The organism is Idiomarina sp. PL1-037, from assembly GCF_034422975.1.
Classification (GTDB): Bacteria; Pseudomonadota; Gammaproteobacteria; order Enterobacterales; family Alteromonadaceae; genus Idiomarina.
Genome location: NZ_CP139873.1, coordinates 1,344,743 through 1,368,353, shown reverse-complemented (window position 1 = coordinate 1,368,353; position 23,611 = coordinate 1,344,743). Strand labels below are relative to the sequence as shown.

Here is a 23,611-nt window from a genome sequence, read left to right as displayed (position 1 = left end):
GGGAAGTCAGTAATGGCCAAGTTTTTTATAAATCGCCCAATATTTGCCTGGGTTCTCGCGTTGCTGACCATGATGGCCGGTGCAATCGCGATGCTGCAGCTCCCTATTGCTCAGTATCCGACCATTGCGCCACCAGCGGTCGAAATTCAGGTAAGTTACCCGGGTGCTAACGCCGAAACCGTTTCAAATACCGTAACCAAAGTTATTGAACAGAATATGACAGGCGTCGATAACCTGCTCTATTTCTCTTCTCAGAGTAACTTTGGCAGCGCTACCGTCAGTCTGACTTTTGCTTCCGGAACCGACCCTGATATTGCTCAGGTGCAAGTTCAGAATAAACTTTCTCAGGCGACCCCCCAATTGCCTCAGGCAGTTCAGGCTCAGGGAATTACCGTTAGCAAAGCGAGTAGCTCATTCTTAATGGTAGCTGCGCTCGTCGCCTCAGACGACCGCTACTCTCAAACCGATTTAAGTGACTATATAGCGTCCAATATTCAGGATCCTATAGCCCGTACAACCGGGGTTGGTAACGTTCAACTCTTCGGTTCACCCTACTCGATGAGAATTTGGGTCGACCCTTCCGCGTTGGTTAATTACGGCCTGACAATGGCCGACCTGAAAAGCGCCATTCGGACACAAAATGCTCAGGTGGCAGCCGGTGAACTGGGCGGCACACCAGCCGTCGAAGGTCAGCGTCTTAATGCGACAATTATCGCACAAACTCGTATGTCGGATGTTTCTGAGTTTGAAAACATCACCTTAAAAGTATTGTCTGATGGTTCGCAAGTCCGACTTAAAGACGTCGCTGAAGTCGAAAAAGGTGCAGAAAACTACTCTATTCAGGCCAATTATAACGGTAAGCCGGCAACAGGTCTGGCAATTAATCTACAAACCGGGGCTAACGCTCTGGAAACAGCCGATGCAGTAAAAGCGCGAATGGCTGAGCTGGAAGAGTTTTTCCCTGATGGAATGGAATTGGTTACAGCATACGACACCACTCCTTTTATCAAAATTTCGATTTCTGAAGTGGCGCAAGTTTTAATAGAAGCCATTATTTTGGTCTTCCTGCTTATGTTCGTTTTTCTTCAGAACCTAAGAGCCACTTTAATACCCACTTTAGCAATACCGGTGGTTATTCTGGGCACCATGGGCGTACTCGCGCTAGCTGGCTTTTCAATTAACACTCTGACCATGTTCGGGATGGTGCTCTCCATCGGCCTGTTAGTTGATGACGCCATCGTCGTTGTAGAGAACGTTGAGCGCTTAATGTCTGAAGAGGGCTTGTCACCCAAGCAGGCAACGATTAAGTCGATGGGGCAAATTACCGGAGCACTTGTTGCTATCGGTGTGGTTATGGCTGCGGTATTTGCACCTATGGCCTTCTTCCCGGGTGCCACCGGTGCCGTTTACCGACAGTTTTCACTGACCATCATTACCTCGATGGGTCTGTCTGTCCTTGTTGCTATTGTGTTCTCACCAGCATTGTGTGCCACCCTGTTAAAACCTGTTAAGCACGACAAAAACAGTGGCTGGGGACCGCTTGGCTGGTTCAACCGCACCTTAGAGAAATGGACCGACAAGTACACCAATGCCATCCACTCAATTTTACGCCGTACTGTGCGGTTTGGCGTTCTTTACCTGGGTATTATTGGCATTTTGGTATTTTTATTTATGAAGCTACCATCGGCTTTCTTGCCCGAAGAAGACCGCGGTGTATTTTTGACTCAAATGCAATTACCGGTTGGCTCTACGCTCGAACAGTCTGTCAACACCATGGATAAAATAGAAAACTACTATCTCGACCAAGAAGATGCGGTCCAGTCAGTATTTTCTGTTGTTGGTTTCAGTTTCTCAGGGCGCAGTCAGGCTAATGGTATCGCTTTTGTGCGGCTGAAAGACTGGAGTGAACGTGACGAAAGCCAGCATGTTGACGCCGTTATTGGCAGAGCTTTTGGTTTCTTTGCTAGTATTAAAGAGGCGATGATATTTGCCTTTAACCTGCCACCTATTCCGGAACTCGGTGTTTCCAGTGGTTTCAACCTGTTCCTGCAGGATCGCGGTAATCTGGGTCATACCGGTTTGCTCGAAGCCCGTAACCAGCTGTTGGGTATGGCAGGACAGAACGAAAAGCTAGTGCAGGTCCGTCCAAACGGACTTGAAGATGCACCACAGCTGCGTATTGATATCGATTTTGAAAAAGCTCAGGCTTTGGGACTGACTATTGCCAGTATCAATGAAACCTTAAGCACAGCCTGGGGGTCATCCTACGTTAACGACTTTATCGATCGGGGCCGGGTTAAAAAGGTCTATCTGCAGGGCGAAGCAGAATCGCGTATGTTGCCTGAAGATATCAACGAATGGTATGTCAAAAACAATCAGGGCGACATGGTGCCATTTAGCTCATTCTCGAGTTGGGAGTGGACCTATGGTGCCCAGCGAGTCGAAAGCTATAACGGTGTTTCTGCAATGGAAATCCAGGGGCAGGCAGCCCCAGGAGTCAGTACCGGCGAAGCCATGATTGAAATGGAAAAGATGATTGCGAAGCTTCCTCCGGGAATTGGTTTCGAATGGACTGGTATTTCTTTACAAGAGCGTCAATCTGGTGATTTTGCGCCTATTCTTTATAGCGTATCGCTGATTGTTGTGTTCCTGTTCCTGGCAGCCCTGTACGAAAGCTGGTCAATACCATTTTCAGTCATGCTGGTTGTCCCCTTGGGTATTCTGGGTGCAGTCGTTGCTGTCATGCTTCGCGGTATCTCTAACGATGTTTACTTCCAGGTAGGTCTGTTGACAACCGTTGGGGTGTCGGCAAGGAATGCCATACTAATCGTTGAATTTGCGAAAGACTTGCAGGCTCAGGGTAAAGAACTACTGGAAGCCACGCTGGAAGCCGTGCGCTTACGTCTGCGCCCTATTCTTATGACGTCCTTAGCCTTTGTCTTTGGTGTTATGCCTCTGGCGCTAAGCGATGGTGCTGGCGCTGCAAGCCGTAATGCCATTGGTACCAGTGTTATAGGCGGAATGATTGGCGGTACTGTACTGGCGATCTTCTTCGTACCGTTATTCTTCTATGTTGTACGGCGAATATTCCCGCCGAAACAAACGGAAGAATAACAGATAGCAGACACAAAAAACCCGGAGCTTAACTCCGGGTTTTTTTTTTAAAACGACGGCTTATTAGGCCGCTTTTTTAAAAACTAACCTCTTTTGTCCACCGTAGCTCAACAAGAAAACTAAACCTTCCGCTAATGGCTTACCAATAAAAGGCGTAACACCAAGGTAGCGGAACGCCTCCGTAAGGCCGTAATTAGCAGCCACTAAGACAACGGCGAGACAACTGTATTTAGTTGCATCCCAGGCAACATGAGCCCCTTGTTTGAATACCCATTGGCGATTCAGAGAAAAATTGAATACCCCAGATATAACTCGAGCCAGAACAATAGATTCCAACACCTGACCGGAGAAAAAGTAAGCTGTCGCAAAAATCGAATAATCCAAGCCGGCAGACAGAATGCCGATACTGGCAAACTTTAAAAACTTTTGGTAGATTTTTATCGAGTCGATTACTGGTCGGTAATGACTTGTTTCATTACCCTCTTCATAAACCGTGGTTATTTCCTGAGAATTTATCCGATAGCCGCAGCGCTTAGCTGAAAGCAGCATTTCCAGCTCAAACTCATAACCGGAACTGGTAAAATGGACTAAGTGTTCAAGAAAGCCCAAAGGTATTCCGCGTAATCCTGTTTGGGTATCTTTAATGTCCTGCCCCGTTACCAGCCGAAAAATAACCCGGGTAAATTTATTACCGAGCCTGGAGCGGAAAGGAATGTCTTTTTCATCAAAAGTGCGGCTACCCAGCCATAGCTTATCCGGGTAACCTTTTAGGCAAGTACAGATAGCAAGAATGTCTTTCGCCAAATGCTGACCGTCTGCATCAGCTGTAACGGCACCAGAACAACGTTCATCACGTTGCTTGATGATCCAGTCAAATGCCGTGCGCAACGCCGCGCCTTTTCCCTTATTTTGCTCATGGCTTAAAACATGAACGCGATGGCGATCAGCCAGTTGCTCAAAAACGTCGGAGAAGCGACTACCGTCATCAACAACGATAATACCCAGATAGTGACTCCATTCTGGATCTTCAGTAGTAATTCTATCAATAAGCTCCAGCAAGTGCTGGTCGGGATCCAGCGCCGGAATAACAATATAAGGTTTCTTCATTCCAGCTCTGGACCTTTGTTTCTATGGTTTTTTATCCTGATCTTCTTTGACTTCGTACTCTCCATCAATAACCGATCCACGGTCTTCCTTATTATTTTCATAATGTTCTTGCTGTTTTTGATGCTGCCGCTGTTGCTCCTGATAATGCTGTTTCGCTTGTTTACGCATGCGCCAGACCTGTTTAATAGTATGCCGTTGACGCCACATAACCGGAATCATCAGCACAAATAAAACGGCGGCGATGACCATGCCAAAAGCCAGTCCAAGGCCTATCAGAACCAATAACAAAAAAAGGCCCAGCAAACGGCTGAGCCAATTACCGGAGGATGAACCTCCGGTACGCGAACCCTGGTTGAAACGGACATAAACTTTATCACGTTTATGAGTCATAACTGCTCCTAAAAAATGACTGCAAAGCTAAGACAACATAAGGTACTGACCGTTCCTACCAGGTTATCTTAACGTCTATTTACGCATATCTTCTGTTGCTTTACGTGCCGCTTCAAATTCATTACCGGGTGCCCATTGAGGCCATTCACGTGAGTTGGCTAACTCGTTACCGATTGAATAAAAAACGGACATATCCTGCTGTACACCACGTAAATCCCAGTTTTCATCAAATTCATCAGCTGGCTTGTGATAAGCATCGCGGTTAAATATAGCACGTTGCTCTTCAGTCCACTCCCGGCCTTTTTCAACATGGTCATTACCGCCTTTAGCGTAAAGCATTGGAACACCTCTTTTCGCCAGATTAAAATGATCTGAGCGGTAGAATGAACCCACTTCAGGAGTTGGCTCAGGTGCTACATAACGATCTTGGGCCTTTACGTAGCGTTTCAAGTAGTCTTCCATAGAAGAATTGCCATAACCTACGACAACCATGTCTTTCATTGGACCATAAACATTCATAACGTCCATATTGATACCGCCAACGGCTTTGCCCAGCGGCAGCATTGGATGCGACGCGTACCAGTCAGAACCAAGCAGACCACTCTCTTCTGCACCGACCGCAGCAAACACAATAGAGCGCTCTGGTTGTGGCCCTTTGGCAAACTGCTCAGCCATAGCCATTAATGCAGCCGTGCCCGAGGCATTATCCTGCGCACCATTATAGATAGGATCATCTTCACGCACCGGGTCGGTGCCCAAATGATCATGGTGAGCCATGTAGATAACGTGCTCTTCCGGATATTTAGAACCTTCAATGTAACCAATAACGTTATTGGTATCTAAATATTCAAATTTGTTTTTAACCGTCAATGAGGCTTCAATATTCAGAGGTTTAGGCTTGAAGTCACCGCTTAATGCCAGCTCCCGCATTTGCTCTAAATTTTTACCAACACTAGCAAATAACGCGTTAGCGCTTTCTTCTGTCACCCAACCTTCGATGGCTGAGCGATCCATATTCTTATTTTCGCGTTTTAAGTCAAAACGTACTGGAGAACCGCCAGCAATAACGCCCCAACCGTAACCGGCTGGACCTGTTTCGTGTATTACAAACGCGGCTTCAGCGCCCTGTCTCGCGGCTTCCTCAAATTTATAAGTCCAGCGTCCATAATACGTCATCGCATTACCATTAAAGAGCTCTGAATCTCCGGTGGCATAGCCCGGGTCATTCACCAGCATAACAACGGTTTTACCTTCAACATCCAATCCTTCGTAGTCGTTCCAGTCATATTCAGGAGCAACAATACCGTATCCGACAAAAACGACGTCGCTGTTTTCGACCTTAACTTCGTCAACCACACGCGGTGTCCACGCCATCATTTCAGTACGATACTTCATTGACTCGGGTGCTGACTCACCATCAAAGTTCAGAGAACTCACTTTATAAGGCATCAGTTTGACTAGCGGGACAGGCTGACGGTAGCTGTCATTTTCCTGGTCATAAGGTTTTAAGCCCCACTCGCGGAAATGATTTTCAATAAAACTAACCGCTTTTTCTCCACCGGCTGACGCGGGCGCCCGCCCTTCAAACTCGTCAGAAGATAACGTCTTTAGATAATCCCGGTAATTGGGGTTGAAAGCTGAGTCCTGTATGTCGGCAACGGCTTTATCTGTTTCTTTATTTGATTCATTTGCCGGTCCGCAGGCAGCTAAAGCACTTAAGCTCAGTGCTCCCAATATCGCGTACTTCATGGTTTCTCCTTTTCTATTACTCTTCATTATTATTCCTTATCCTATTTTTGCTTGCAGCTCTCGCTCTCAGCTTTTCTTAATTGATCGCCCATGCGAATATCATGCTCAGCAAAGAATCCACCATTGACCTCAAGCACACTCCAGTAGTTTTTCCCCGGAGAATAGCTTCGGCATTGCGTTGGATCATCGCTGCGGCAAGGTCGCATCGTGAACGTTTTCACAATACGGCCTTGTCGATCAAGGTAAGCAATATCTAATGGAATTAATGTCTGGTACATCCAGAAGCCACTGTAGCCGGGGCGCTCATTGCCATAACGGAACCACATCCCGTTGTACTCGCCCAGTGACTCTCGCTGCATTAACCCTCGCGCTTGTTGCTGCTGATTATCCGCCAACTCGACGGTTAAAGGTTGTTCAAGCTCACCCAGGCAAACTTCGGTTTTATCAAATTCTTGTGGTTCAGGAACATTCCATTGTTGCGCCATACCGCAAAAAGGTAAGGCGCTGATTAACATAAAAAGCACTCGATAGTTCATTCGCTTGACCCTGTCGTCATCGATGACTCTGATTTTGTCCTATCCAGTGGGAGATCGCAATTCAAACCTCAGCTTGAACAGGACAGTTCAGAGATCTGCTCCTCAGCCGTTGGCGGTTTAGCCCATGGGCTTTCACTTAAGCTCTCAGCAAAAGGGTTCGTTAAAGCCTGCATATAGTCGTGTAATAACGAGTCGTCACCCGTTTCTGCTGCATCTATTACCCGCTGCGCGTGGTGTGTTCTGACAATAACCCAAGGGTTAACTCGCTTCATAACATCAATATTACTCGTTCCGTTTACGGCGTTATTGTATTCCTGCCACCAGCTCTCACCACTTTGTGCCAGTAGTCCTCTCGGTTCTTTCGCTTCAAGCGAATCAATCAAGTCACGGAACGCTAAGTGATAATCGGCCTGGTTCAACTCCAGCAGACTTAACCAGCCACCGACCAACTGCATTCTCTCGTTGACAGGTACTGACGACATACCCAGACGTTCTGTCATTCGATTTAAGTAAGCTTTTCGAAGTTCGGGTTCGTAAGTGTCCAGCGCCGCCCGCAATTTATCCGCCTCAATTAAAGGACTAACGGCCTGAGCCAGGCGCTGTAAATTCCAGAGCCCGACTCCCGGTTGTTGCAAAAGACCGTAGCGTCCGCCTGCATCCGTATGGTTAAAAATCTTTTCGGGCTGGTAATCATCCAGAAAGGCGTAGGGGCCAAAGTCGAACGTTTCACCCGCTAAACTCATATTGTCAGTATTCATTACACCATGAATAAAACCATAAGCCTGCCAGGCTGCAATCATCTCAGCAGTACTTTTTACCACCTGCGAAAACTGTTCCGCGATATCCGCACTTGCTAAATGTGGCCAGGCCACTTCTATGGTGTCCTGCCAGAGGTGTTGCATGGTGTCTTCCAACCCCCGGTGAAAACAATGCTCAAAGTGACCAAAGCGGACATGCGTAGTCGCTGTGCGGGCAAGCATCGCACCGGGTTCAACCCGCTCCCGTTGTATCTTCCCTTGTGTCGAAATTAATGCCAAAGCGCGCGTTGTCGGAATATTTAGCGCGTGCAGCGCTTCACTTGCCAGTAACTCCCGTATAGAAGAGCGCAGCACCGCCCTGCCATCTGCCCCTCGGCTGTATGGGGTTGGTCCGGCACCTTTTATATGAATATCGGTTATTCTATCCGCTACTACAGCCTGACCCAGGAGCAAGCCCCGGCCATCGCCTAAATAAGGGTTAAAATGCCCAAACTGATGCCCTGCGTATTTTTGTGCAACAGGCTCACTTCCCGGCCAGGACTCAAGCCCTCCCAACCACTGAGACAATTCAGCCGGCGGCGTTTCTCCATTGGTTAATTCAGCCCATAACGGGCTATTTAACCAGCGTAAACTTACCTCGCCGTCGGGTTTTACTGGTTGGCGAGTTGTAATTTCCGGGAACTTACGGGCAAAGCGGTTATCAAAAACTATTGGCATACATCCTCCTGCTAAATAGATTGTTACACAGTCAGCGAGGCTTGCATAACTCATAATAAATCAGCTAAGGTCGCAACGTTTGGCCACTGGCAGCAAAGGAAGCCCCATGCAACTTCATTCTTTACGACGTATCACCGCAATAGGCGGTGGCCACGGTCTCGGCCGGGTACTGTCGACGCTGTCGTTTATGAAACATAAGTTAGTCGGTATTGTAGCAACCACAGATAACGGCGGTGCAACCGGTTTGTTACGTGAGTCACAACACTGCATTGCCTGGGGTGATATCCGCAACTGCCTGTCACAACTTGTTGAACAACCACTCGCGGCCGAAGTCTTGAATTACCGTTTCGATTGCACATCGTCACTGCATGGCCATAACTTCGGTAACTTGCTGCTTTATACACTGGATCAGCTCAGTGCCCGCCCGTTAGATGGTATACAACTCTTAAGTCGCTTACTGAACGTCGATAATCGTATACTTCCTATGTCGGAATGCCCAACCGATCTCATTGCAACAACCAACGACGGTATTCAGTGTCATGGTGAAATACGCATTGATAAACTTCCGGTTATGCCACGCAAGCTGTCTTTGTCCGGCAGCGTTACTGCAACCCCCGAAGCAATACGCCATATTCGAAGCAGCCAGTTAATCTTGCTGGGACCGGGAAGTTTTATGACTTCGGTTATGCCACCGTTACTCGTTAGTGGTATTCGTGATGCCTTGCGGACAACTCAGTCCAAAGTGGTGTTTATCGATAACCTGGTAGATGAAAACGGCCCTGCTGGCGAGCTCAGTTTGGCTGAAAAAGTTGGCTTTATCGAAAAGCAATTGGGTAAACAGGTTGTCGACTTAGTGTTGAGCAACAAAAAAGAAAATGATCTGAAACTACCCGTTATTGGCGGTTTGCAGAGCGATGAAAACGTCTACTACCGCCATAACACGAACAATTTATTAGCTAAACTAGAAGAAGCCGCTAAACAACTCCTGGTAGAGAGCGCTTAGCCGCCATCAGCTGAAATACGCGAAGCCACAGCGCTGTGTTGATCACGATATTTAGCATCTTCACGCTTGTTATAAGGCCTTGCACAAGGGCCACTGAGTTTCTCAAAACTAATAGCGCCTATTTTCATACCCGCTCGTAATGCCAAAGGTAACTTGCCGCTATTAAAAAACTCCAGAACAATTTGTCCTGACCAGCCCGGGTCAATACGGTGAGCCGTTACATGTACCATCAACCCTAAACGCGCTAATGACGAGCGACCGTCTAGCCAGCCCACCATATCGGCCGGCAAGGTAATAGACTCGTGGGTTACCGCTAAAGCAAACTCGCCCGGGTGAATAAAAAACGCCTGGTCGTCTTTAAGTACAATTTCATCACTCATGACTTCCTGAATGGCCGCTTCAATAGCTTCGCGCGAGCCGCTAATATCAATAAAAGGTGCCGCATGATCCTGCAGCACACGAAAATCGTTTCCTAAATGAATATCCAGTGTAACGCCTGAGATATTATTGGCTTGGGGTGCAGGTTCGACACCTATAATTCCATCTTTCAAATGCTGTTCTATTTCAGTGTCGTTTAGGCGCATCGTTCATCGTTCTCCGTGTTGTCGTTTAAGACCTTAAGGCCAGTACTATAACGAATTTTCTTGTTGATAATAGAGGTTAGCTGCAACTTGTTGCGCTGATTCTAAAATGAGCTGACTTAACGGGTGTTCCGGCTGTGCTAACAAGAGTGGTGTATCACCATCCAGACTCTCGCGCAGCTCGCTGTTCAAAGGCCATTGACCCAATAACGGTAAGTTGTGCTCAGTAGCCATAACCGCGCCGCCGTTCTTGCCAAAAACCGCATCTTCATGTCCACACGACGGGCATTGATAAAAACTCATGTTTTCCAGTATGCCTGTAAGCGGAATATTCAGCTTCTCAAACATAGCCACACCTTTCTCTGCGTCTTTAAGCGCCACAGTTTGAGGTGTGGTGACGACCACAGCACCCGTTACCGGTAACTTTTGTGCCATGGTCAGCTGAATATCACCGGTGCCCGGCGGCATATCCACAATAAGATAATCCAGCGCCGGCCAGGCCGTGTCTTTGTATAGCTGCTGCAGAGCACCACTGGCCATAGGGCCTCGCCAAATGGTCGCGTCATTGTCTTCAACCAGGTATCCCAGCGAATGCACATGCAGTCCGTGGCGCTCTAAAGGCATCATTTTATTGTTCGTAGTCAGCTCCATCTCTGAGCCGCCACCGCCAAGCATGGTCGGAATGGATGGCCCGTAAATATCGGCATCCAGCAACCCAACCTTAGCGCCTAACTGCGACAAAGCTAATGCCAGGTTCACACTCACGGAGGATTTCCCGACTCCACCTTTGCCGGATGAGACAACAATGACATTACCCGTGGTAAGAGGTAGTTCCGGCTGTGAGTTCTTCAATTTTTTTATCTGACAGTTAAGCTGCCAGTCAAACTCGCCCAGTTCAGGATCCTCCTGTATGGCTTTGAGCAAGAACTCATCAGCAACAAAAGGCAAGTTCAATACCCGTTGCTTACCGGAGCCAGTTACCCAGTCATCGGGAATACCATTGGGCAATAAGGGGTGAGTAAAATCTGTCATCATCAACCTCGGGGATCTGTGTATCAGCCAAGAGCTATGCTAACATGAGCGGCATAAAACTTTGGGGTTTACATTAGATTAATCAACAAAACGGAAGCAGATTTTCGCATGAGCCAATCCGCACGTAAAATACTGGTTACCAACGCACTGCCTTACGCTAACGGACCTATCCATATCGGTCACATGTTAGGTTATATTCAGGCCGATATATGGGTACGCTTTCAGAAGCTGCGCGGCAATGAATGCCATTTCGTCTGTGCTGACGATGCGCACGGCACACCTATTATGCTCAAGGCCCAGCAGCTTGGCATAACGCCTGAACAAATGATTGGCGACATGCAACGCTCGCATGAATCCGATTTTAGTGATTTTTTAGTCGGTTTTGACCACTACTACAGCACACACAGTGACGAGAACCGTGAGTTGGCTGAGACTATCTACACGCGTCTCGATAAAGCCGGTCATATTAAGACCGAAGTCATTGAACAGCTGTATGACCCTCAAAAAGAGATGTTCCTGCCCGACCGCTTTGTAAAAGGCGAGTGTCCGGATTGTGGCGCAGAAGACCAGTACGGCGACAACTGTGATGTTTGTGGCGCAACATACGCACCAACCGACCTGAAAAATCCAAAGTCAGTAGTTTCTGGTGCAGAACCCGAACTGCGGGAATCGGAACACTACTTCTTTGATCTACCGGCATTTGGTGACATGCTAAAAAGCTGGACACGTTCCGGTTCATTGCAAAATGAAATGGCGAACAAGCTCAACGAATGGTTTGAACAAGGCCTGCAGCGTTGGGATATTTCCCGCGACGCGCCCTACTTTGGCTTTAAAATTCCCGGCACCGAAAATAAATACTTTTACGTCTGGCTGGATGCACCCATAGGTTACATGAGTAGCTTTAAAAACTACTGCACAACCACAGGCAAAGCCGACTGGGATACTTATTGGCAAGCCGACAGCGAAGCCGAGCTTTATCATTTTATTGGTAAAGACATCATCTATTTCCACAGCTTATTCTGGCCGGCCATGTTAAAAGGCGCCGATTTCCGTCAACCAACCAATGTCTGGGCACATGGTTTTATTACGGTTAACGGGACTAAAATGTCTAAGTCTAAAGGGACATTCATTAAGGCTCGCACTTACCTTGAGCATCTTGACCCGGAATATCTGCGTTATTATTTCGCAGCCAAGCTGACAAGCCGTATTGATGATCTGGACTTAAACCTGACCGACTTCGCCCAACGGGTCAATTCTGATCTTGTTGGCAAGGTAATAAACATTGCCAGCCGCTGTGCCGGTTTTATTCAGAAAAAATTCGACGGTAAGCTTTCAGCTAACGTAGCTGACTCAGCATTGCTCGAAGACTTTCAGTTAGCCGGTGACAACATAGCTGAACTTTATGAGAAGCGAGAGTTTTCGCGCGCCATGCGCGATATTATGGCGCTGGCTGATCGCGCTAATCAGTACATTGCCGATAAAGAACCCTGGCAGTTAATTAAGCAGGAAGGCAGCGAGCAGGAAGTTCATGAAATTTGCTCGTTGGGTATCAACCTGTTCCGGACGTTAATGATTTACTTGGCTCCGGTCGTGCCTAAGCTAACCGAAGAAGTGCAGCACTTCTTGAACGATACATTCACCTGGGAAAGCCATAAAACGGCTTTAACAGAGCACCCGATAAATAAATTTAAAGCGCTTATGCAGCGTGTTGAAATGGACGACGTAAACGCCATGATTGACGCATCAAAAGAAGAACAAGCTTCACAAGCCCCTGCTGTGGAAGCTAATAACGACGAGTTGAAAAAAGAACCCATTGCCGATGAAATCAGCTTTGACGATTTTGCTAAAGTCGATTTACGCGTTGCCCGCATTGCAAATGCCGAGCACGTTGAAGGCGCGGATAAGTTACTGAAACTCACATTGGATCTAGGTGGTGAAACGCGTCAGGTATTTGCGGGTATCAAGTCAGCTTATGATCCTGAAGCATTAAAAGGTCAATTAACTGTTATGGTTGCTAACTTAGCACCTCGCAAAATGCGTTTCGGTTTATCTGAAGGTATGGTACTTGCAGCGGGTCCGGGTAAAGATGAAATCTACATTCTTAGCCCACACGACGGCGCTAAGCCAGGCATGAGAATAATGTAATCAGCAGGGCTGCTAGTCCATTGATATAATGCGACAACCTAAAATAAAATCACCGCTGTTGTCTTCCAGTCTCTGACTGCGAACGACTTCAGCGGTGATTTTTAATGGAGCTACCGAACCAGACGAACCAATTTCGGCAAATAAGCTGTCACCAATTTCTGCACTTGCAGGCAACTGCAAAGACAAACCCGCCGCGCTTAAATCCAGACAGACTCCCTGTAACTGCTGCTCTCCCCTTTCATTTTTAAGAGTAACCTTTACATCCGCATTAACTGCCATTCGCATAAAGTGTCGATTTTCCGGGGATTCCAGCATTTTGCCCTCTTATTTGCATATTAAGTGTAAATCTTACTTAAGTTTTAGCATGCTTTTGCCGATAAAAAAACATTATCGGATAACATGGAACCGTCATCATGGTAGAAGCGAAGTTTTCAATTGGTCAACTTATTACACACAGCCTTTACGGTTACCGTGGCGTGATTATTGATGCTGACCCGTGCTTCACGCTATCTGACAGCTGGTACAACAAAATGGCTACCTCTAAACCGGCAAAAGATCAGCCTTGGTACCATATTTTAGTTAACAACTCGTCAATTCAAACTTATGTTAGCGAAAGCAGCTTAGAAGCTGACTTTTCAGAACAAGCAATTCAACACCCGATGGTTGATCTGTTGTTTTCGGGAAAATCCGCCAGCCAATATAAGCTGTCCGAAAGCCTCAACTGAATTTGCCGATGCCCAATGCTATAGTTACCATAGACTAAAATAGCTTAAGAAGGGTAAGACAATGGCAGAAGAAACGATTTTCACAAAAATTATCAACCGTGATATCCCTGCGGACATTATCTACGAAGATGACAAGGCGCTTGCGTTTAAAGACATAAATCCACAAGCCCCGTTCCACTGTTTGGTCATTCCCAAACAACCTATTGCGACAGCAAACGACATTAATGAAGACAACGCTGCTTTGGTTGGTCACTTGTATGTGGTTGCAGCTAAATTAGCAGCTGAGCATAATTTTGCACAAGACGGTTACCGGTTGGTAATGAACTGTAATGAGTATGGTGGCCAGACGGTTTATCACATTCACCTACACGTGCTGGCCGGAAAACCAATGGGCTGGCCACCTTATACCGATAAGAAAAAAGAAGCGTAAAGCAATTAAGGGCGATACCGGGTATCAAGAATTTTATCAACAACCCAGGCATCGTCCCTCTTAATCAGTACCACATCACGGCTGTCCTTCGCTCTCTCACCGTTGTGATAGCCGTGAAAAATGACCGTTACTCGTAAATCTTCTGAATTATTTAAGTAATCGGTAAAAGAGTTGGTTTCCACTTCAATCTCAACCGTTTCAAAATAACGGCCAAGAACGTATCTCTGAACCGCACTAACCGCACCATAATGGTTAATTAAATCAGCCATTCGTTCTGAAGAAAGCTGCTTTGCCTGCTCTAAGTTTCTGTCCTTATAAATGGAGTTATAAAACCCCTCGATAACTTCTTCCGGCTGGGCTTGCGCATAATTTATCGGCTCATCGCCTCCGCACGCAGATAACGTCATTATAGTGAAAGCCAAAATCAACAAGTTTACAATTTTCATCGCCTGCTATTCTCCTTTTGCCACGCCTTCACGACGTGGGTCAGCACCACCGATAAGAGTGCCGTCTGAATCAATACTGACTCCGTGTAAGCCGCTATTTAAATCAATAACTTTGACGTCATGTCCGCGCTTTTCTAAAACCGCTTTCAGTTCACTTATGTCCCGGCCCTTTTCCAGCGAGGTGTAGTCATTACGATTGGTTACGTGGCCAAGATTGATGGCTTCCTGCACATTAAGGTTCCAGTCCAGCACACCAACTAATGTCTGACTGACATAATTAATAATTCGGCTACCGCCGGGAGAGCCTAACGCGTGCAAAACTTGTTCACCTTTAGCGTCCAGCACAATAATGGGATCCATGGAACTGCGGGGACGCTTGCCCGGCTCAACTCTGTTCGCATATTTTTCATTACCATCGCCTGGCGCCAGAGAAAAGTCCGTTAATTGGTTATTTAACAAGAAGCCGCCAGCCATGACCGTTGAACCAAAGCCCATTTCGATACTGGTCGTCATAGACAATACATTGCCTTCTGCGTCGACTATTGAAACATGGCTGGTATTTGGCAGTTCATAAGCAATATCCTGCTCATACTCAGGTTTTAACTGAATTCCCGGTTTTGCCTTACCCATGTCTTTTTCAGTAATTTTGTCTGCCCTGCTCGACAAGTAAGTTTTGTCCAGCATGGCTTCAACCGGCATCTCAACAAAATCCGGGTCAGCAATCCACTGGTTTCTGTCAGCATAAGCCATCCGCGACGCCTGAGTAAACAAATGCGCAAACTCTTCCGAATTCGGTTTAAGTTCACCTAACTCAAAGTTCTCTAACACTCCCAGGGTTTGCAATGTCGTAATGCCCCCTGAGCTTGGTGGCCCCATGCCGCAAACCTGATACTGTCGATATACGCTGCATACCGGCTCGCGCAGTTTAGCTTTGTATTGGCTTAAATCTTTAAGACTTAATACGCCAGGCTCTATGGTGCTGCTTTGTACCGCGTTCACGATCTTTTCGGCCAGCTCGCCCTGATAAAGTGCATCCGCACCCTGCTCAGCAATAAGACTGAGACTTTTTGCATAGTCTGGGTTCTTGAGAGTCGAACCGACTTTTAATGGTTCGCCATTGGGGAAAAAGTAATTGCTGGCTGCAGGCATTTTTTTCACACCAGGGTTAATTTCCATCTCAACCAACTTAGCCAGTCGTGGAGACACTTCAAAGCCTTGTTTTGAAAGTTCAATAGTTTGACTGAAAAGTGACGACCAGTCCGCTTTGCCCCAACGCTTATGAGCTAACTCCAGGCCGCGAATGACTCCCGGGGTTCCCACGGAACGGCCACCAACGACGGCATCAATCCACTTAGGCGCATTCCCCTCTTCATCCAAAAACAAAGACTCAGTAGCATCCATAGGAGCAGTCTCACGCGCATCTATGCTGTACAGCTTGTTCTCTTCGTTATCCCAATACAAAATAAACGCACCGCCCCCCGGCCCCGATGACTGAGGTTCAACCAGCCCCAACATAGCCTGTACGGCAATAGCTGCATCAACGGCAGAACCACCACGCTTTAATACTTCATAGCCGGCCTCAACTGCGTGCGGGTTAGCTGCGGCAACCATGAAATTATCGGCAGTCACCGCATTCTTTTCAGCAAAGCCGGTTGCGGCTTCCGGTTCACGGATTTCTTGTTCAGATACAGGCGAACAGGCAGTTAATACGCTTGCAGCAATTATTGTCGGTAGCCAGAACTTCATAAGGCCTCATTCATATTGGGAGGAATTTCCCCTATCATACGAATCAGAAACCCATGACGCAACGAAAAGGGAAACGAATGGAGAGGTTTAATCAATACTGGGCGGGGCTTATCCTTGTTCTGATTTTATCCGTTTTTTTACAGCTGATGCCTCAATGGCACTCACTGTTGGCTTTTAACTCAGAAACAGTTATGGCTGAAGGCTGGCCATTGATTAGCGCCCACTTTATTCATTTAGACTGGTGGCATGCGTGGTTTAACTTCATTGGCCTCGCACTCATTGTCCTCATTTGGCGTGAATACTGGAGCACTCGGTGGCTAATAAACGCCTTGCTTATAAGCGGTGTTGCAACCTCGGTAATGCTCTGGATTATTCCCGTTAGTGTAAGCTTTGTTGGTTTGTCCGGTGTTTTACACGGGCTGCTTGCTTACTGCTTAATTAAGGACATTCGTTCGGGTAAAAAATGGATGTGGCTTATTCTGATTGCACTTGTGGCAAAAGTCGGTGCCGAGTTACTGGGCTGGGAGCCGGAACATTTTGTTGGCGAGTATGTCAGCTACATTCACGCTGCAGGTTTAGTGAGTTCATTATTACTGTATAAATTAGAACGGCGCCGTATTAGTGACGCCGTTCCTCTGGATAAGTAAAGTTTGCTTTACTTAAGATTTTCTTCAAACAACTTAAAAATCCGACGGTATTCGTTCAGCCAGCTTTCGGGCTGACGAAAACCGTGCGGTTCCACCGGATAAATTGCCGTTTCCCAGTCTTCTTTTTTCAGCTCAATTAAACGCTGTACAAGACGAACACTGTCCTGGAAAAACACATTGTCATCAATCATTGGGGAATTGATAAGTAACGCATCTTCTAAGCCGTCAGCAAAGTAGATAGGAGAGCTACGACGATACGCAATAGCATCGTCCTGGGGCAAATTCAGAATGTTTGACGTATAGCCGGTGTTATAATGAGCCCAGTCAGTCACCGGACGCAATGCAGAACCCGCCTCGAATAATCCAGGCTCTTTAAACAAGGCCATAAAAGTTAAAAAGCCACCATAAGAACCACCATAGGTGCCTAATTTGTCGCCATCAACATTCAAGTCACTTTCTAAATACCCCGCAACGTCAACCAAATCTTCAACTTCCGGTGTTCCCATTTGACGGTAAATAGCGGTACGCCAGTCGCGTCCGTAACCTTTGGAACCGCGGTAATCGAGGTCTGCCACCACATAGCCATTTTTATTCAGTAAGCTGTGGAACATGAATTCGCGGAAATAGCCTGACCAACCCATATGCGCATTCTGCAAATAACCTGCACCATGAATAAACACAACCGCAGGGTATTCTTCGGCTCTGTTTTCATCAAAACCTTCAGGCTTATAGATACGGGTATAAATAGGCTCGTTCACGTGAGAAGACTCAACCCCGACCAGTTCAGGCGCAGTCCAGTCAATACTCAAAAACTTCTCCGAAACCGTATGCGTCAGACGCTTCGCCGTTTCAGAAGAATTCACCGCTTTATGATAAAGCTCAGGTGGCATTAAGGGCGTTGAATGAGTCAGCAGCAACTCGTCATCTTCAGGGCTGAGCTCGAATGCGGTCATGCCATCAAGGTCAGTCAAAGCTTCCGGTTCACCGCTACCATCGGTTTTCACCCGATACACTTCGTAGATACCTGGATGTTCAATGTTCGCCTGAAAATACAGATAGTCTCCGCTACGGTTTAAGTCGGCAGACTCCACAACATAATGACCTTTAGTTAACTGGCGCGTACTGCCATCAATGCTCTTCGCGTACAACTGAGAGTAACCGTCAGCTTCCGACATAAACCACAATTCGCCGTCATTTAACCAGCCAAATTCGTTGTGGGTGTAGTTGATCCAGGCCTCATCGTGCAAACGGTCTTGAGAAACCAACTTTTTACCAGAGGTGTCTACCGTGGCAAGCCAGCGGTCTTTGTTGTCCCAGGCTTCCAGCATGACGGCAACTTCGGTGCCCTGCGCGTTCCACTGAATAGCACCGTTATCCCAACCCCAGTCGGACATCAGAGTAATTGGACGCGGCTTCTCTTCAGAGGTGTAGCTTTCGCCTTCTGCTTCAAGGTTTTCGCGCTTCACTTCGGCCAGTACATCTTCGTTCCAGCCCGGTAACGTGTTGTAAGTTAAAGTAGACTGGCTACCGTTAGTTAAATTCAGAAGAACCAACTGATGTTCAACCGGCTTGGCATCAGCCACACGGCGACGCACGTTCTCACTTTTTACCCGGCCGTCTTCGCTGATGTAGTTCGGCATAATATCGCCTTCATCACGCCAGCTTTGCGGATCAGTAATGGCCACCAACAAAAAGTCACCTTTTGGTGACAAACTGGCCGATACCAACTCTTTATCTTCAGGTAAGTAGAAGGGTTCTGGCGCTAAAGTTGCGTTTTCCTTCTGCAATTTTGAACGCTTTTCAAAACGTTCCTCTGCTGCTTTGCGCTCTTTTTGCACGAACTGAATTAACGCTTGTTCTTCACGAGCAAGATAATCTTTCGGCTCTTCGTTTGCCTTAGGCTTTTCTTTAAAAGCTAATGAAGCAACCTGGCGGCTTAGGCCCGAGTTCACGTCAATAACAAAAAAGTTATTCCCCTGCTGGTAACTTAACTGACCATTAGTCATGGGTTGCAGGTTGTGCTGGCGGGCATCGTCACGGGTTAATTGACGGAGGCTGCCATCATTAAAACGAACAAAAATATTGCCTTCAAAGGTATAAGCCAAAAAGCTGTCATCAGCTGCATGAACTTGTTCATCGGCCACATACTGATGCAAGTTTTCTACAGCCACTTTCTGTGGTTCACCGACACCATTTTCCAGCATCATCAAATCACGAATGTCGCTGCCTTCGCGCTTTTGATAAAAAAGAATGTCCTCACCGTCCATACTCCAGAAAGCCTGCTCCGGGAAACGTCCCATCCAGTCCGGATCAGCCATAATTTGTTCCATAGTGAGCTCGGCTGTTCCCTGCGCACTGGCAAGAGAGTTAGCTTGTAAGGTTGGTGCGTTTTTCTGCGTGTCAGCAGTATTCGTATTCTGAGGAGAGGTTGATGCGCAAGAGGCGACAAACAATGCCGCCCCAATGGCCATCACCAGACGTGATTTCACCATATTATTATTTTCCTTTTTAGGATCCCTGGATTACTGTGCATCCGCTTGATTTTCAGGCCGAGCCTGTTGCACTGCGTCAAGCGCCTGCAAACGTTCATGCACTGCCATCAATGTTGGATAAGAAGATAAATCCAAATTAAAGCGCTGCGCATTGTATACCTGAGGTATCAAACAGATATCGGCCAATGTTACCGAATTACCATAGCAATAATCACCTGCAGATTCGGTCAGCCGCTGCTCAAATGCGGTAAAACTTTTTTCTACCCAGTTTGCAATCCATGCAGAACGTTGTTCATCGCTACAGTTAAGCTCACCGGTTAAATACTGCAACACCCGTAAATTAGTGACGGGTTGCAGTTCGCAAGCAAGATCATAAGCCAACGCTCTAACTCTGGCTTTATCAGCAGGAGTAGAGGGCAGTAAAGGGGTTTCCGGGTAGCACTCTTCCAGATACTCAATAATGGCTAAGGACTGATTTAACCTAACGTCACCATCTATAAAAGTAGGAACCAACCGCGCAGGATTAAGCTTTCTATAAGCTTCACTGTGCTGTTGTCCGCCGTCTTTCACTAAATGCACCGGTTCGTACTCGTACGCCAGCCCTTTCAGGTTTAACGCAATACGAACCCGGTAACTGGCGCTTGAGCGCCAGTAGCCGTAAAGTTTCATCACTTTTCAGGACCTTCGTATTGAACAACTTTTTGGTTAATGGTGCCAAATATTGACTGACCACCATCATCTTTCATTTCCATTTTGATGGTGTCACCAAACTGCATAAACTGCGTCGCCGGCTTGCCATCACGAATGGTTTCAATCATACGCACTTCAGCAATACAGCTGTAACCAACACCGCCTTCTTCAATAGCGGTTCCGTGGTCAGTTCCCTGCTTATTGGAAACTGTACCCGAGCCAATAATGGCACCCGCTCCTAAATGACGAGTCTTCGCTGCATGAGCAACCAATTGGCCAAAGTCAAAGGTCATGTCTTCACCCGCATTAGGTTTACCAAAGGCTTTACCGTTGTACTCTGACAATAGCGGTAAATGAACCTTATTGGCTTCCCAGGCATCGCCCAGTTCGTCTGGTGTTACCGCAACCGGCGAGAAAGCTGAGGATGGTTTACTCTGAAAGAAACCAAAGCCTTTGCCCAGCTCGCCAGGAATAAGCCCGCGCAGTGATACGTCATTAACCAGCATCAACAGCTTAATATGTTGTCCGGCGGTTTTAGCATCAACACCCATAGGCACATCATCAGTAATAACGGCAACTTCGCCTTCAAAGTCAATGCCCCATTCAGTACTGCTCATTTCAATGTCATCGTACGGCGCTAAAAAGTCATCCGAGCCGCCCTGATACATTAAAGGATCTTCCCAGAAGCTTTCTGGTATTTCAGCACCACGTGCACGGCGAACCAATTCAACGTGGTTTACATAGGCACTTCCATCGGCCCACTGATACGCGCGAGGTAAAGGTGATTCACACAAAGCTTCATCGAACTGGACGCTGCCATCAACGTCACTGTCGTTAAGCTGCTGATAGATTTTTTCGAGCTTAGGCGCAATACCGTCCCAGTTGTCGAGCAACTCTTGCATGCAAGACGCAATGGCCGGAACCGCTACTGCCGAACTTAAATTTCTGCTGACCACCATTAACTGACCGTCACGAGTACCATTTCTGTATGTGGCGAGTTTCATAAGTTGTTATTTCTCCTGCCAACTGTAGACGTAGTCCGGGTTCTCAACCGCTAGTGCCTCGTCGCTTGCTTGCAAGGCATCGCGGGTATCAAGCATAACCGCAACTTCGTCTGTGAATTTCTTTTTATGCTCACGCCCGGCTTTAAATGCTTTCGGGTGTGGGCCATGAGTAAAGCCTGCCGGATGGAAGGTTACCATACCGCGGTCGATATTATCACGACTGAAAAAGTCACCTTCATGATAGAACAGCACTTCGTCGTAATCGTCATTGTTGTGGTAAAACGGCACCTTCAATGCGCCCGGGTCTGACTCAATGGGACGCGGAACAAAAGTACAGACCACAAAACGATCCGCAACAAACGTGGTGTGCGCCGATGGCGGCAAATGATAACGATGACTCATTAACGGTCGGATATCCCGCCAGTTCAGACGAACCGGAGCTAATTCGCCGTGCCAGCCTATCGCGTCCAGCGGGTTATAAGGATAAGTAATAACCGACACCTGCTGATGACGTTTTACATACACCTGCCACTGTTCTTCACTGTATTGAGCCTGAAACGCCTCATCGATATCCGGCGTATCCAGCACTGCCGGATCAAAAATAGCATGATTACCCACCAGGCCTTTCTCTGGCAGGCTATAAGAGCCATTAGTTGCCTCAATCATCAGCAACTGCATGGTTTCATCGGGTTCTAGCCGCCAGTTAGTAGAGCGGGGAATTAAGAAGTAGTCCCCTTTCACTAGGTGAATGTGCCCGTAGTCACAGTGCAGATGACCACTGCCTTCATGAACAAAGAGCAAGTCATCGCCGTCGGCATTACGCACTAAATAATCCATTTTGCTGTGGCAATGCCACAAGCGAAAACGGCAATTACTATTGTGCAGTAAGTCAGGCGTTAACCAGGGATTTTCCGGAGCTATGGCTTCTAACTTATTAAAGTCAAAAGCCCGTGGACGCAAGGGCCCACGCCACTCCGACCAACCGGTCGGAGCATGCTGATGGTGAAAATGCGTGGCCGGGCCGAAAAAGCCACTACGACCAGCTTCACGTTCATAAATGGCCTGCTCCGGAAAATCAGCGTGAGCTTGTCGAGACGACTTGCCCACCTGTTTCGGAAAGCTGATCCATTTACGCATCGCTTAACACTCCCCGGCGGATCTGGTCTTCTTCAATACTTTCGAATAGCGCTTTGAAGTTACCTTCGCCGAAACCTTCATTGCCTTTACGCTGAATGATTTCAAAGAACACCGGACCGATAACGGTCTGTGTGAATATTTGCAGCAAAATGCCGTCTTTTGTTGGTGCTCCGTCGATTAGGATGCGCTGTTCACGCAGTGCATCTAAATCTTCCTGATGCCCTTCGACACGATCATTGACTTTCTCGTAGTAGGTTTCCGGTGTATCCATGAAGTCCATACCAATGGAACGCAGATCTTTTACGGTTTTATAGATATTGTCACTGGTTAAAGCAATATGCTGAATGCCTTCACCTTTGTACTCTTTTAAGTATTCTTCAATTTGCGATTTGTCATCGTGAGATTCGTTAATTGGAATACGGATTTTACCGCAAGGTGCTGTCATAGCCCGGCTTAACAAGCCTGTCAGTTTGCCTTCAATATCAAAGTAGCGAATTTCACGGAAGTTACCAATGCGCTCATAAAAGCCAGCCCAGGTATCCATGTTGCCGCGGAATACGTTGTGCGTCAGATGATCTATTTCAAACAGGCCAGCGGCGTGCTCGCTCATTTTCGCTTCCCAGTTTTCGTAGAAGTCGAAATGCTGCTTATAAATTTCATGGTTTTCGTAGTTGTCGACAAAATACAACGCACTTTCGCCAATACCAAACACCGCAGGTACACCTTCTACAACGCCTTTATCGGCAGGGAAAGCTTTAGCACCATTTTCAAGTGAGTGCTTCAATGCATGGGCTGCATCTTCCACGCGCCATGCCATACCACAAACACTTGGACCATGGTCTTTCGCAAACTCTTCAGCCTGCCCACCCGGTTCAGCGTTAATAATGAAATTAATGTCGTTCTGTTTGTACAACCAGGCCTGCTTGCTGTTGTGCTTAGCCACTTCAGTGAAACCCAGTTTGTCGAACAAGTCTTTTAAAGCATCAATGCCTTTCTGGTCCGGAGCGGTATACTCAACGAACTCAAAACCGTCTGTATTTAACGGATTAATCATTTTATCTGTCATGGTGACTTCCTCTTGTTATTCGGTTGTTAACACCATGACTGTAGCGCTAGTTGTGGAGAAAAGGCGAATAAGAAAGGAAAATAGGAAATTGCTTAA

The 23,611-nt window shown here is 47.1% G+C and carries 21 protein-coding genes; 6 read left to right on the top strand and 15 right to left on the bottom strand.

Annotation, left to right across the window (positions count from 1 at the left end; translation table 11 throughout):
• Window positions 1-12: 12 nt before the first annotated feature.
• Complete coding sequence (locus tag U0358_RS06355) at window positions 13-3,114, top strand: efflux RND transporter permease subunit (RefSeq protein ID WP_317496791.1); 3,102 nt, start codon at window positions 13-15, stop codon at window positions 3,112-3,114.
• Window positions 3,115-3,177: 63 nt separating this feature from the next.
• Here U0358_RS06355 and U0358_RS06350 read toward each other — a convergent pair whose 3' ends face one another.
• The 5 genes from U0358_RS06350 to U0358_RS06330 form a co-directional block, all read right to left on the bottom strand.
• Window positions 3,178-4,221: a GtrA family protein gene (locus tag U0358_RS06350; RefSeq protein WP_317496790.1), complete on the bottom strand. Its 1,044-nt coding sequence runs from the start codon at window positions 4,219-4,221 to the stop codon at window positions 3,178-3,180.
• Between the two features lie 21 nt (window positions 4,222-4,242).
• Window positions 4,243-4,611, bottom strand: a complete 369-nt coding sequence (locus tag U0358_RS06345) for a hypothetical protein (RefSeq protein WP_317496789.1) — start codon at window positions 4,609-4,611, stop codon at window positions 4,243-4,245.
• Between the two features lie 75 nt (window positions 4,612-4,686).
• Complete coding sequence (locus U0358_RS06340) at window positions 4,687-6,360, bottom strand: M28 family metallopeptidase (protein WP_322407410.1); 1,674 nt, start codon at window positions 6,358-6,360, stop codon at window positions 4,687-4,689.
• Window positions 6,361-6,401: 41 nt separating this feature from the next.
• Window positions 6,402-6,896: a DUF192 domain-containing protein gene (locus U0358_RS06335; RefSeq protein ID WP_317496788.1), complete on the bottom strand. Its 495-nt coding sequence runs from the start codon at window positions 6,894-6,896 to the stop codon at window positions 6,402-6,404.
• A 68-nt stretch (window positions 6,897-6,964) separates the two neighbouring features.
• The gene (locus U0358_RS06330) at window positions 6,965-8,371 is read right to left on the bottom strand and encodes a protein adenylyltransferase SelO (protein WP_322407408.1); all 1,407 of its coding nucleotides are present in this window, start codon (window positions 8,369-8,371) and stop codon (window positions 6,965-6,967) included.
• A gap of 106 nt (window positions 8,372-8,477) precedes the next feature.
• Between U0358_RS06330 and U0358_RS06325 the strand changes: the two genes are divergently transcribed.
• On the top strand, window positions 8,478-9,374 hold the full coding sequence (locus U0358_RS06325; RefSeq protein ID WP_317496786.1) for a gluconeogenesis factor YvcK family protein: 897 nt from the start codon (window positions 8,478-8,480) through the stop codon (window positions 9,372-9,374).
• Here U0358_RS06325 and dcd read toward each other — a convergent pair.
• Both dcd and apbC read right to left on the bottom strand, forming a co-directional pair.
• A complete protein-coding gene (dcd, locus tag U0358_RS06320) occupies window positions 9,371-9,958 on the bottom strand; it encodes a dCTP deaminase (RefSeq protein WP_011233961.1) in 588 nt (195 codons plus the stop codon). The two genes, U0358_RS06325 and dcd, sit on opposite strands and share 4 nt — an antisense overlap.
• A gap of 45 nt (window positions 9,959-10,003) precedes the next feature.
• Window positions 10,004-10,987 carry an iron-sulfur cluster carrier protein ApbC gene (apbC, locus tag U0358_RS06315; protein ID WP_416183001.1) on the bottom strand — a complete coding sequence of 328 codons (984 nt, stop codon included), beginning with the start codon at window positions 10,985-10,987 and terminating at the stop codon, window positions 10,004-10,006.
• A gap of 108 nt (window positions 10,988-11,095) precedes the next feature.
• On the opposite strand from apbC, the gene metG reads away from it, so the two are divergent.
• A complete protein-coding gene (metG, locus tag U0358_RS06310; RefSeq protein ID WP_322407406.1) occupies window positions 11,096-13,132 on the top strand; it encodes a methionine--tRNA ligase in 2,037 nt (678 codons plus the stop codon).
• Window positions 13,133-13,144: 12 nt separating this feature from the next.
• Here metG and U0358_RS06305 read toward each other — a convergent pair whose 3' ends face one another.
• Window positions 13,145-13,447 (bottom strand): PilZ domain-containing protein, encoded by a 303-nt coding sequence (locus tag U0358_RS06305; protein ID WP_317496783.1) that lies wholly within the window; start codon window positions 13,445-13,447, stop codon window positions 13,145-13,147.
• 98 nt (window positions 13,448-13,545) lie between these two features.
• Between U0358_RS06305 and hspQ the strand changes: the two genes are divergently transcribed.
• Together hspQ and U0358_RS06295 are read left to right on the top strand one after the other, a co-directional pair.
• A complete protein-coding gene (gene hspQ, locus U0358_RS06300) occupies window positions 13,546-13,857 on the top strand; it encodes a heat shock protein HspQ (protein ID WP_317496782.1) in 312 nt (103 codons plus the stop codon).
• Window positions 13,858-13,918: 61 nt separating this feature from the next.
• Window positions 13,919-14,287: a histidine triad nucleotide-binding protein gene (locus U0358_RS06295; protein WP_317496781.1), complete on the top strand. Its 369-nt coding sequence runs from the start codon at window positions 13,919-13,921 to the stop codon at window positions 14,285-14,287.
• Window positions 14,288-14,292: 5 nt separating this feature from the next.
• Here U0358_RS06295 and U0358_RS06290 read toward each other — a convergent pair whose 3' ends face one another.
• Window positions 14,293-14,733: a hypothetical protein gene (locus U0358_RS06290; RefSeq protein ID WP_322407405.1), complete on the bottom strand. Its 441-nt coding sequence runs from the start codon at window positions 14,731-14,733 to the stop codon at window positions 14,293-14,295.
• Between the two features lie 6 nt (window positions 14,734-14,739).
• Complete coding sequence (gene ggt / locus U0358_RS06285) at window positions 14,740-16,479, bottom strand: gamma-glutamyltransferase (protein WP_322407404.1); 1,740 nt, start codon at window positions 16,477-16,479, stop codon at window positions 14,740-14,742.
• Window positions 16,480-16,532: 53 nt separating this feature from the next.
• Here ggt and rrtA point away from each other — a divergent pair, with 53 nt between their 5' ends.
• On the top strand, window positions 16,533-17,126 hold the full coding sequence (gene rrtA, locus U0358_RS06280; RefSeq protein ID WP_317496778.1) for a rhombosortase: 594 nt from the start codon (window positions 16,533-16,535) through the stop codon (window positions 17,124-17,126).
• Between the two features lie 8 nt (window positions 17,127-17,134).
• Here rrtA and U0358_RS06275 read toward each other — a convergent pair whose 3' ends face one another.
• Genes U0358_RS06275 through hppD form a run of 5 tightly spaced genes read right to left on the bottom strand, consistent with a single transcriptional unit; the run spans window position 17,135 to window position 23,515 of the window.
• Window positions 17,135-19,618, bottom strand: a complete 2,484-nt coding sequence (locus U0358_RS06275) for a S9 family peptidase (protein ID WP_322407403.1) — start codon at window positions 19,616-19,618, stop codon at window positions 17,135-17,137.
• Window positions 19,619-19,648: 30 nt separating this feature from the next.
• Window positions 19,649-20,287 (bottom strand): maleylacetoacetate isomerase, encoded by a 639-nt coding sequence (maiA, locus tag U0358_RS06270; RefSeq protein WP_317497191.1) that lies wholly within the window; start codon window positions 20,285-20,287, stop codon window positions 19,649-19,651.
• Complete coding sequence (locus U0358_RS06265; RefSeq protein ID WP_317496776.1) at window positions 20,287-21,312, bottom strand: fumarylacetoacetate hydrolase family protein; 1,026 nt, start codon at window positions 21,310-21,312, stop codon at window positions 20,287-20,289. Before U0358_RS06265 ends, maiA begins: the two co-directional genes overlap by 1 nt.
• Before the next feature lie 6 nt (window positions 21,313-21,318).
• A complete protein-coding gene (locus U0358_RS06260; RefSeq protein ID WP_199493750.1) occupies window positions 21,319-22,449 on the bottom strand; it encodes a homogentisate 1,2-dioxygenase in 1,131 nt (376 codons plus the stop codon).
• Complete coding sequence (gene hppD / locus U0358_RS06255; protein ID WP_317496774.1) at window positions 22,442-23,515, bottom strand: 4-hydroxyphenylpyruvate dioxygenase; 1,074 nt, start codon at window positions 23,513-23,515, stop codon at window positions 22,442-22,444. Before hppD ends, U0358_RS06260 begins: the two co-directional genes overlap by 8 nt.
• Window positions 23,516-23,611 lie beyond the last annotated feature (96 nt).

Bases quoted from the DNA above. Each gene is read 5' to 3' on its own strand.
- U0358_RS06335 (WP_317496788.1), bottom strand. From the start codon at position 6,896: ATGAACTATCGAGTGCTTTTTATGTTAATCAGCGCCTTACCTTTTTGC.
- U0358_RS06290 (WP_322407405.1), bottom strand. From the start codon at position 14,733: ATGAAAATTGTAAACTTGTTGATTTTGGCTTTCACTATAATGACGTTA.
- U0358_RS06305 (WP_317496783.1), bottom strand. From the start codon at position 13,447: ATGCTGGAATCCCCGGAAAATCGACACTTTATGCGAATGGCAGTTAAT.
- U0358_RS06330 (WP_322407408.1), bottom strand. From the start codon at position 8,371: ATGCCAATAGTTTTTGATAACCGCTTTGCCCGTAAGTTCCCGGAAATT.
- U0358_RS06325 (WP_317496786.1), top strand. From the start codon at position 8,478: ATGCAACTTCATTCTTTACGACGTATCACCGCAATAGGCGGTGGCCAC.
- maiA (WP_317497191.1), bottom strand. From the start codon at position 20,287: ATGAAACTTTACGGCTACTGGCGCTCAAGCGCCAGTTACCGGGTTCGT.
- U0358_RS06350 (WP_317496790.1), bottom strand. From the start codon at position 4,221: ATGAAGAAACCTTATATTGTTATTCCGGCGCTGGATCCCGACCAGCAC.
- U0358_RS06345 (WP_317496789.1), bottom strand. From the start codon at position 4,611: ATGACTCATAAACGTGATAAAGTTTATGTCCGTTTCAACCAGGGTTCG.
- dcd (WP_011233961.1), bottom strand. From the start codon at position 9,958: ATGCGCCTAAACGACACTGAAATAGAACAGCATTTGAAAGATGGAATT.
- apbC (WP_416183001.1), bottom strand. From the start codon at position 10,987: ATGACAGATTTTACTCACCCCTTATTGCCCAATGGTATTCCCGATGAC.
- U0358_RS06340 (WP_322407410.1), bottom strand. From the start codon at position 6,360: ATGAAGTACGCGATATTGGGAGCACTGAGCTTAAGTGCTTTAGCTGCC.
- U0358_RS06265 (WP_317496776.1), bottom strand. From the start codon at position 21,312: ATGAAACTCGCCACATACAGAAATGGTACTCGTGACGGTCAGTTAATG.
- hspQ (WP_317496782.1), top strand. From the start codon at position 13,546: ATGGTAGAAGCGAAGTTTTCAATTGGTCAACTTATTACACACAGCCTT.
- metG (WP_322407406.1), top strand. From the start codon at position 11,096: ATGAGCCAATCCGCACGTAAAATACTGGTTACCAACGCACTGCCTTAC.
- U0358_RS06295 (WP_317496781.1), top strand. From the start codon at position 13,919: ATGGCAGAAGAAACGATTTTCACAAAAATTATCAACCGTGATATCCCT.
- hppD (WP_317496774.1), bottom strand. From the start codon at position 23,515: ATGACAGATAAAATGATTAATCCGTTAAATACAGACGGTTTTGAGTTC.
- rrtA (WP_317496778.1), top strand. From the start codon at position 16,533: ATGACGCAACGAAAAGGGAAACGAATGGAGAGGTTTAATCAATACTGG.
- ggt (WP_322407404.1), bottom strand. From the start codon at position 16,479: ATGAAGTTCTGGCTACCGACAATAATTGCTGCAAGCGTATTAACTGCC.
- U0358_RS06355 (WP_317496791.1), top strand. From the start codon at position 13: ATGGCCAAGTTTTTTATAAATCGCCCAATATTTGCCTGGGTTCTCGCG.
- U0358_RS06260 (WP_199493750.1), bottom strand. From the start codon at position 22,449: ATGCGTAAATGGATCAGCTTTCCGAAACAGGTGGGCAAGTCGTCTCGA.
- U0358_RS06275 (WP_322407403.1), bottom strand. From the start codon at position 19,618: ATGGTGAAATCACGTCTGGTGATGGCCATTGGGGCGGCATTGTTTGTC.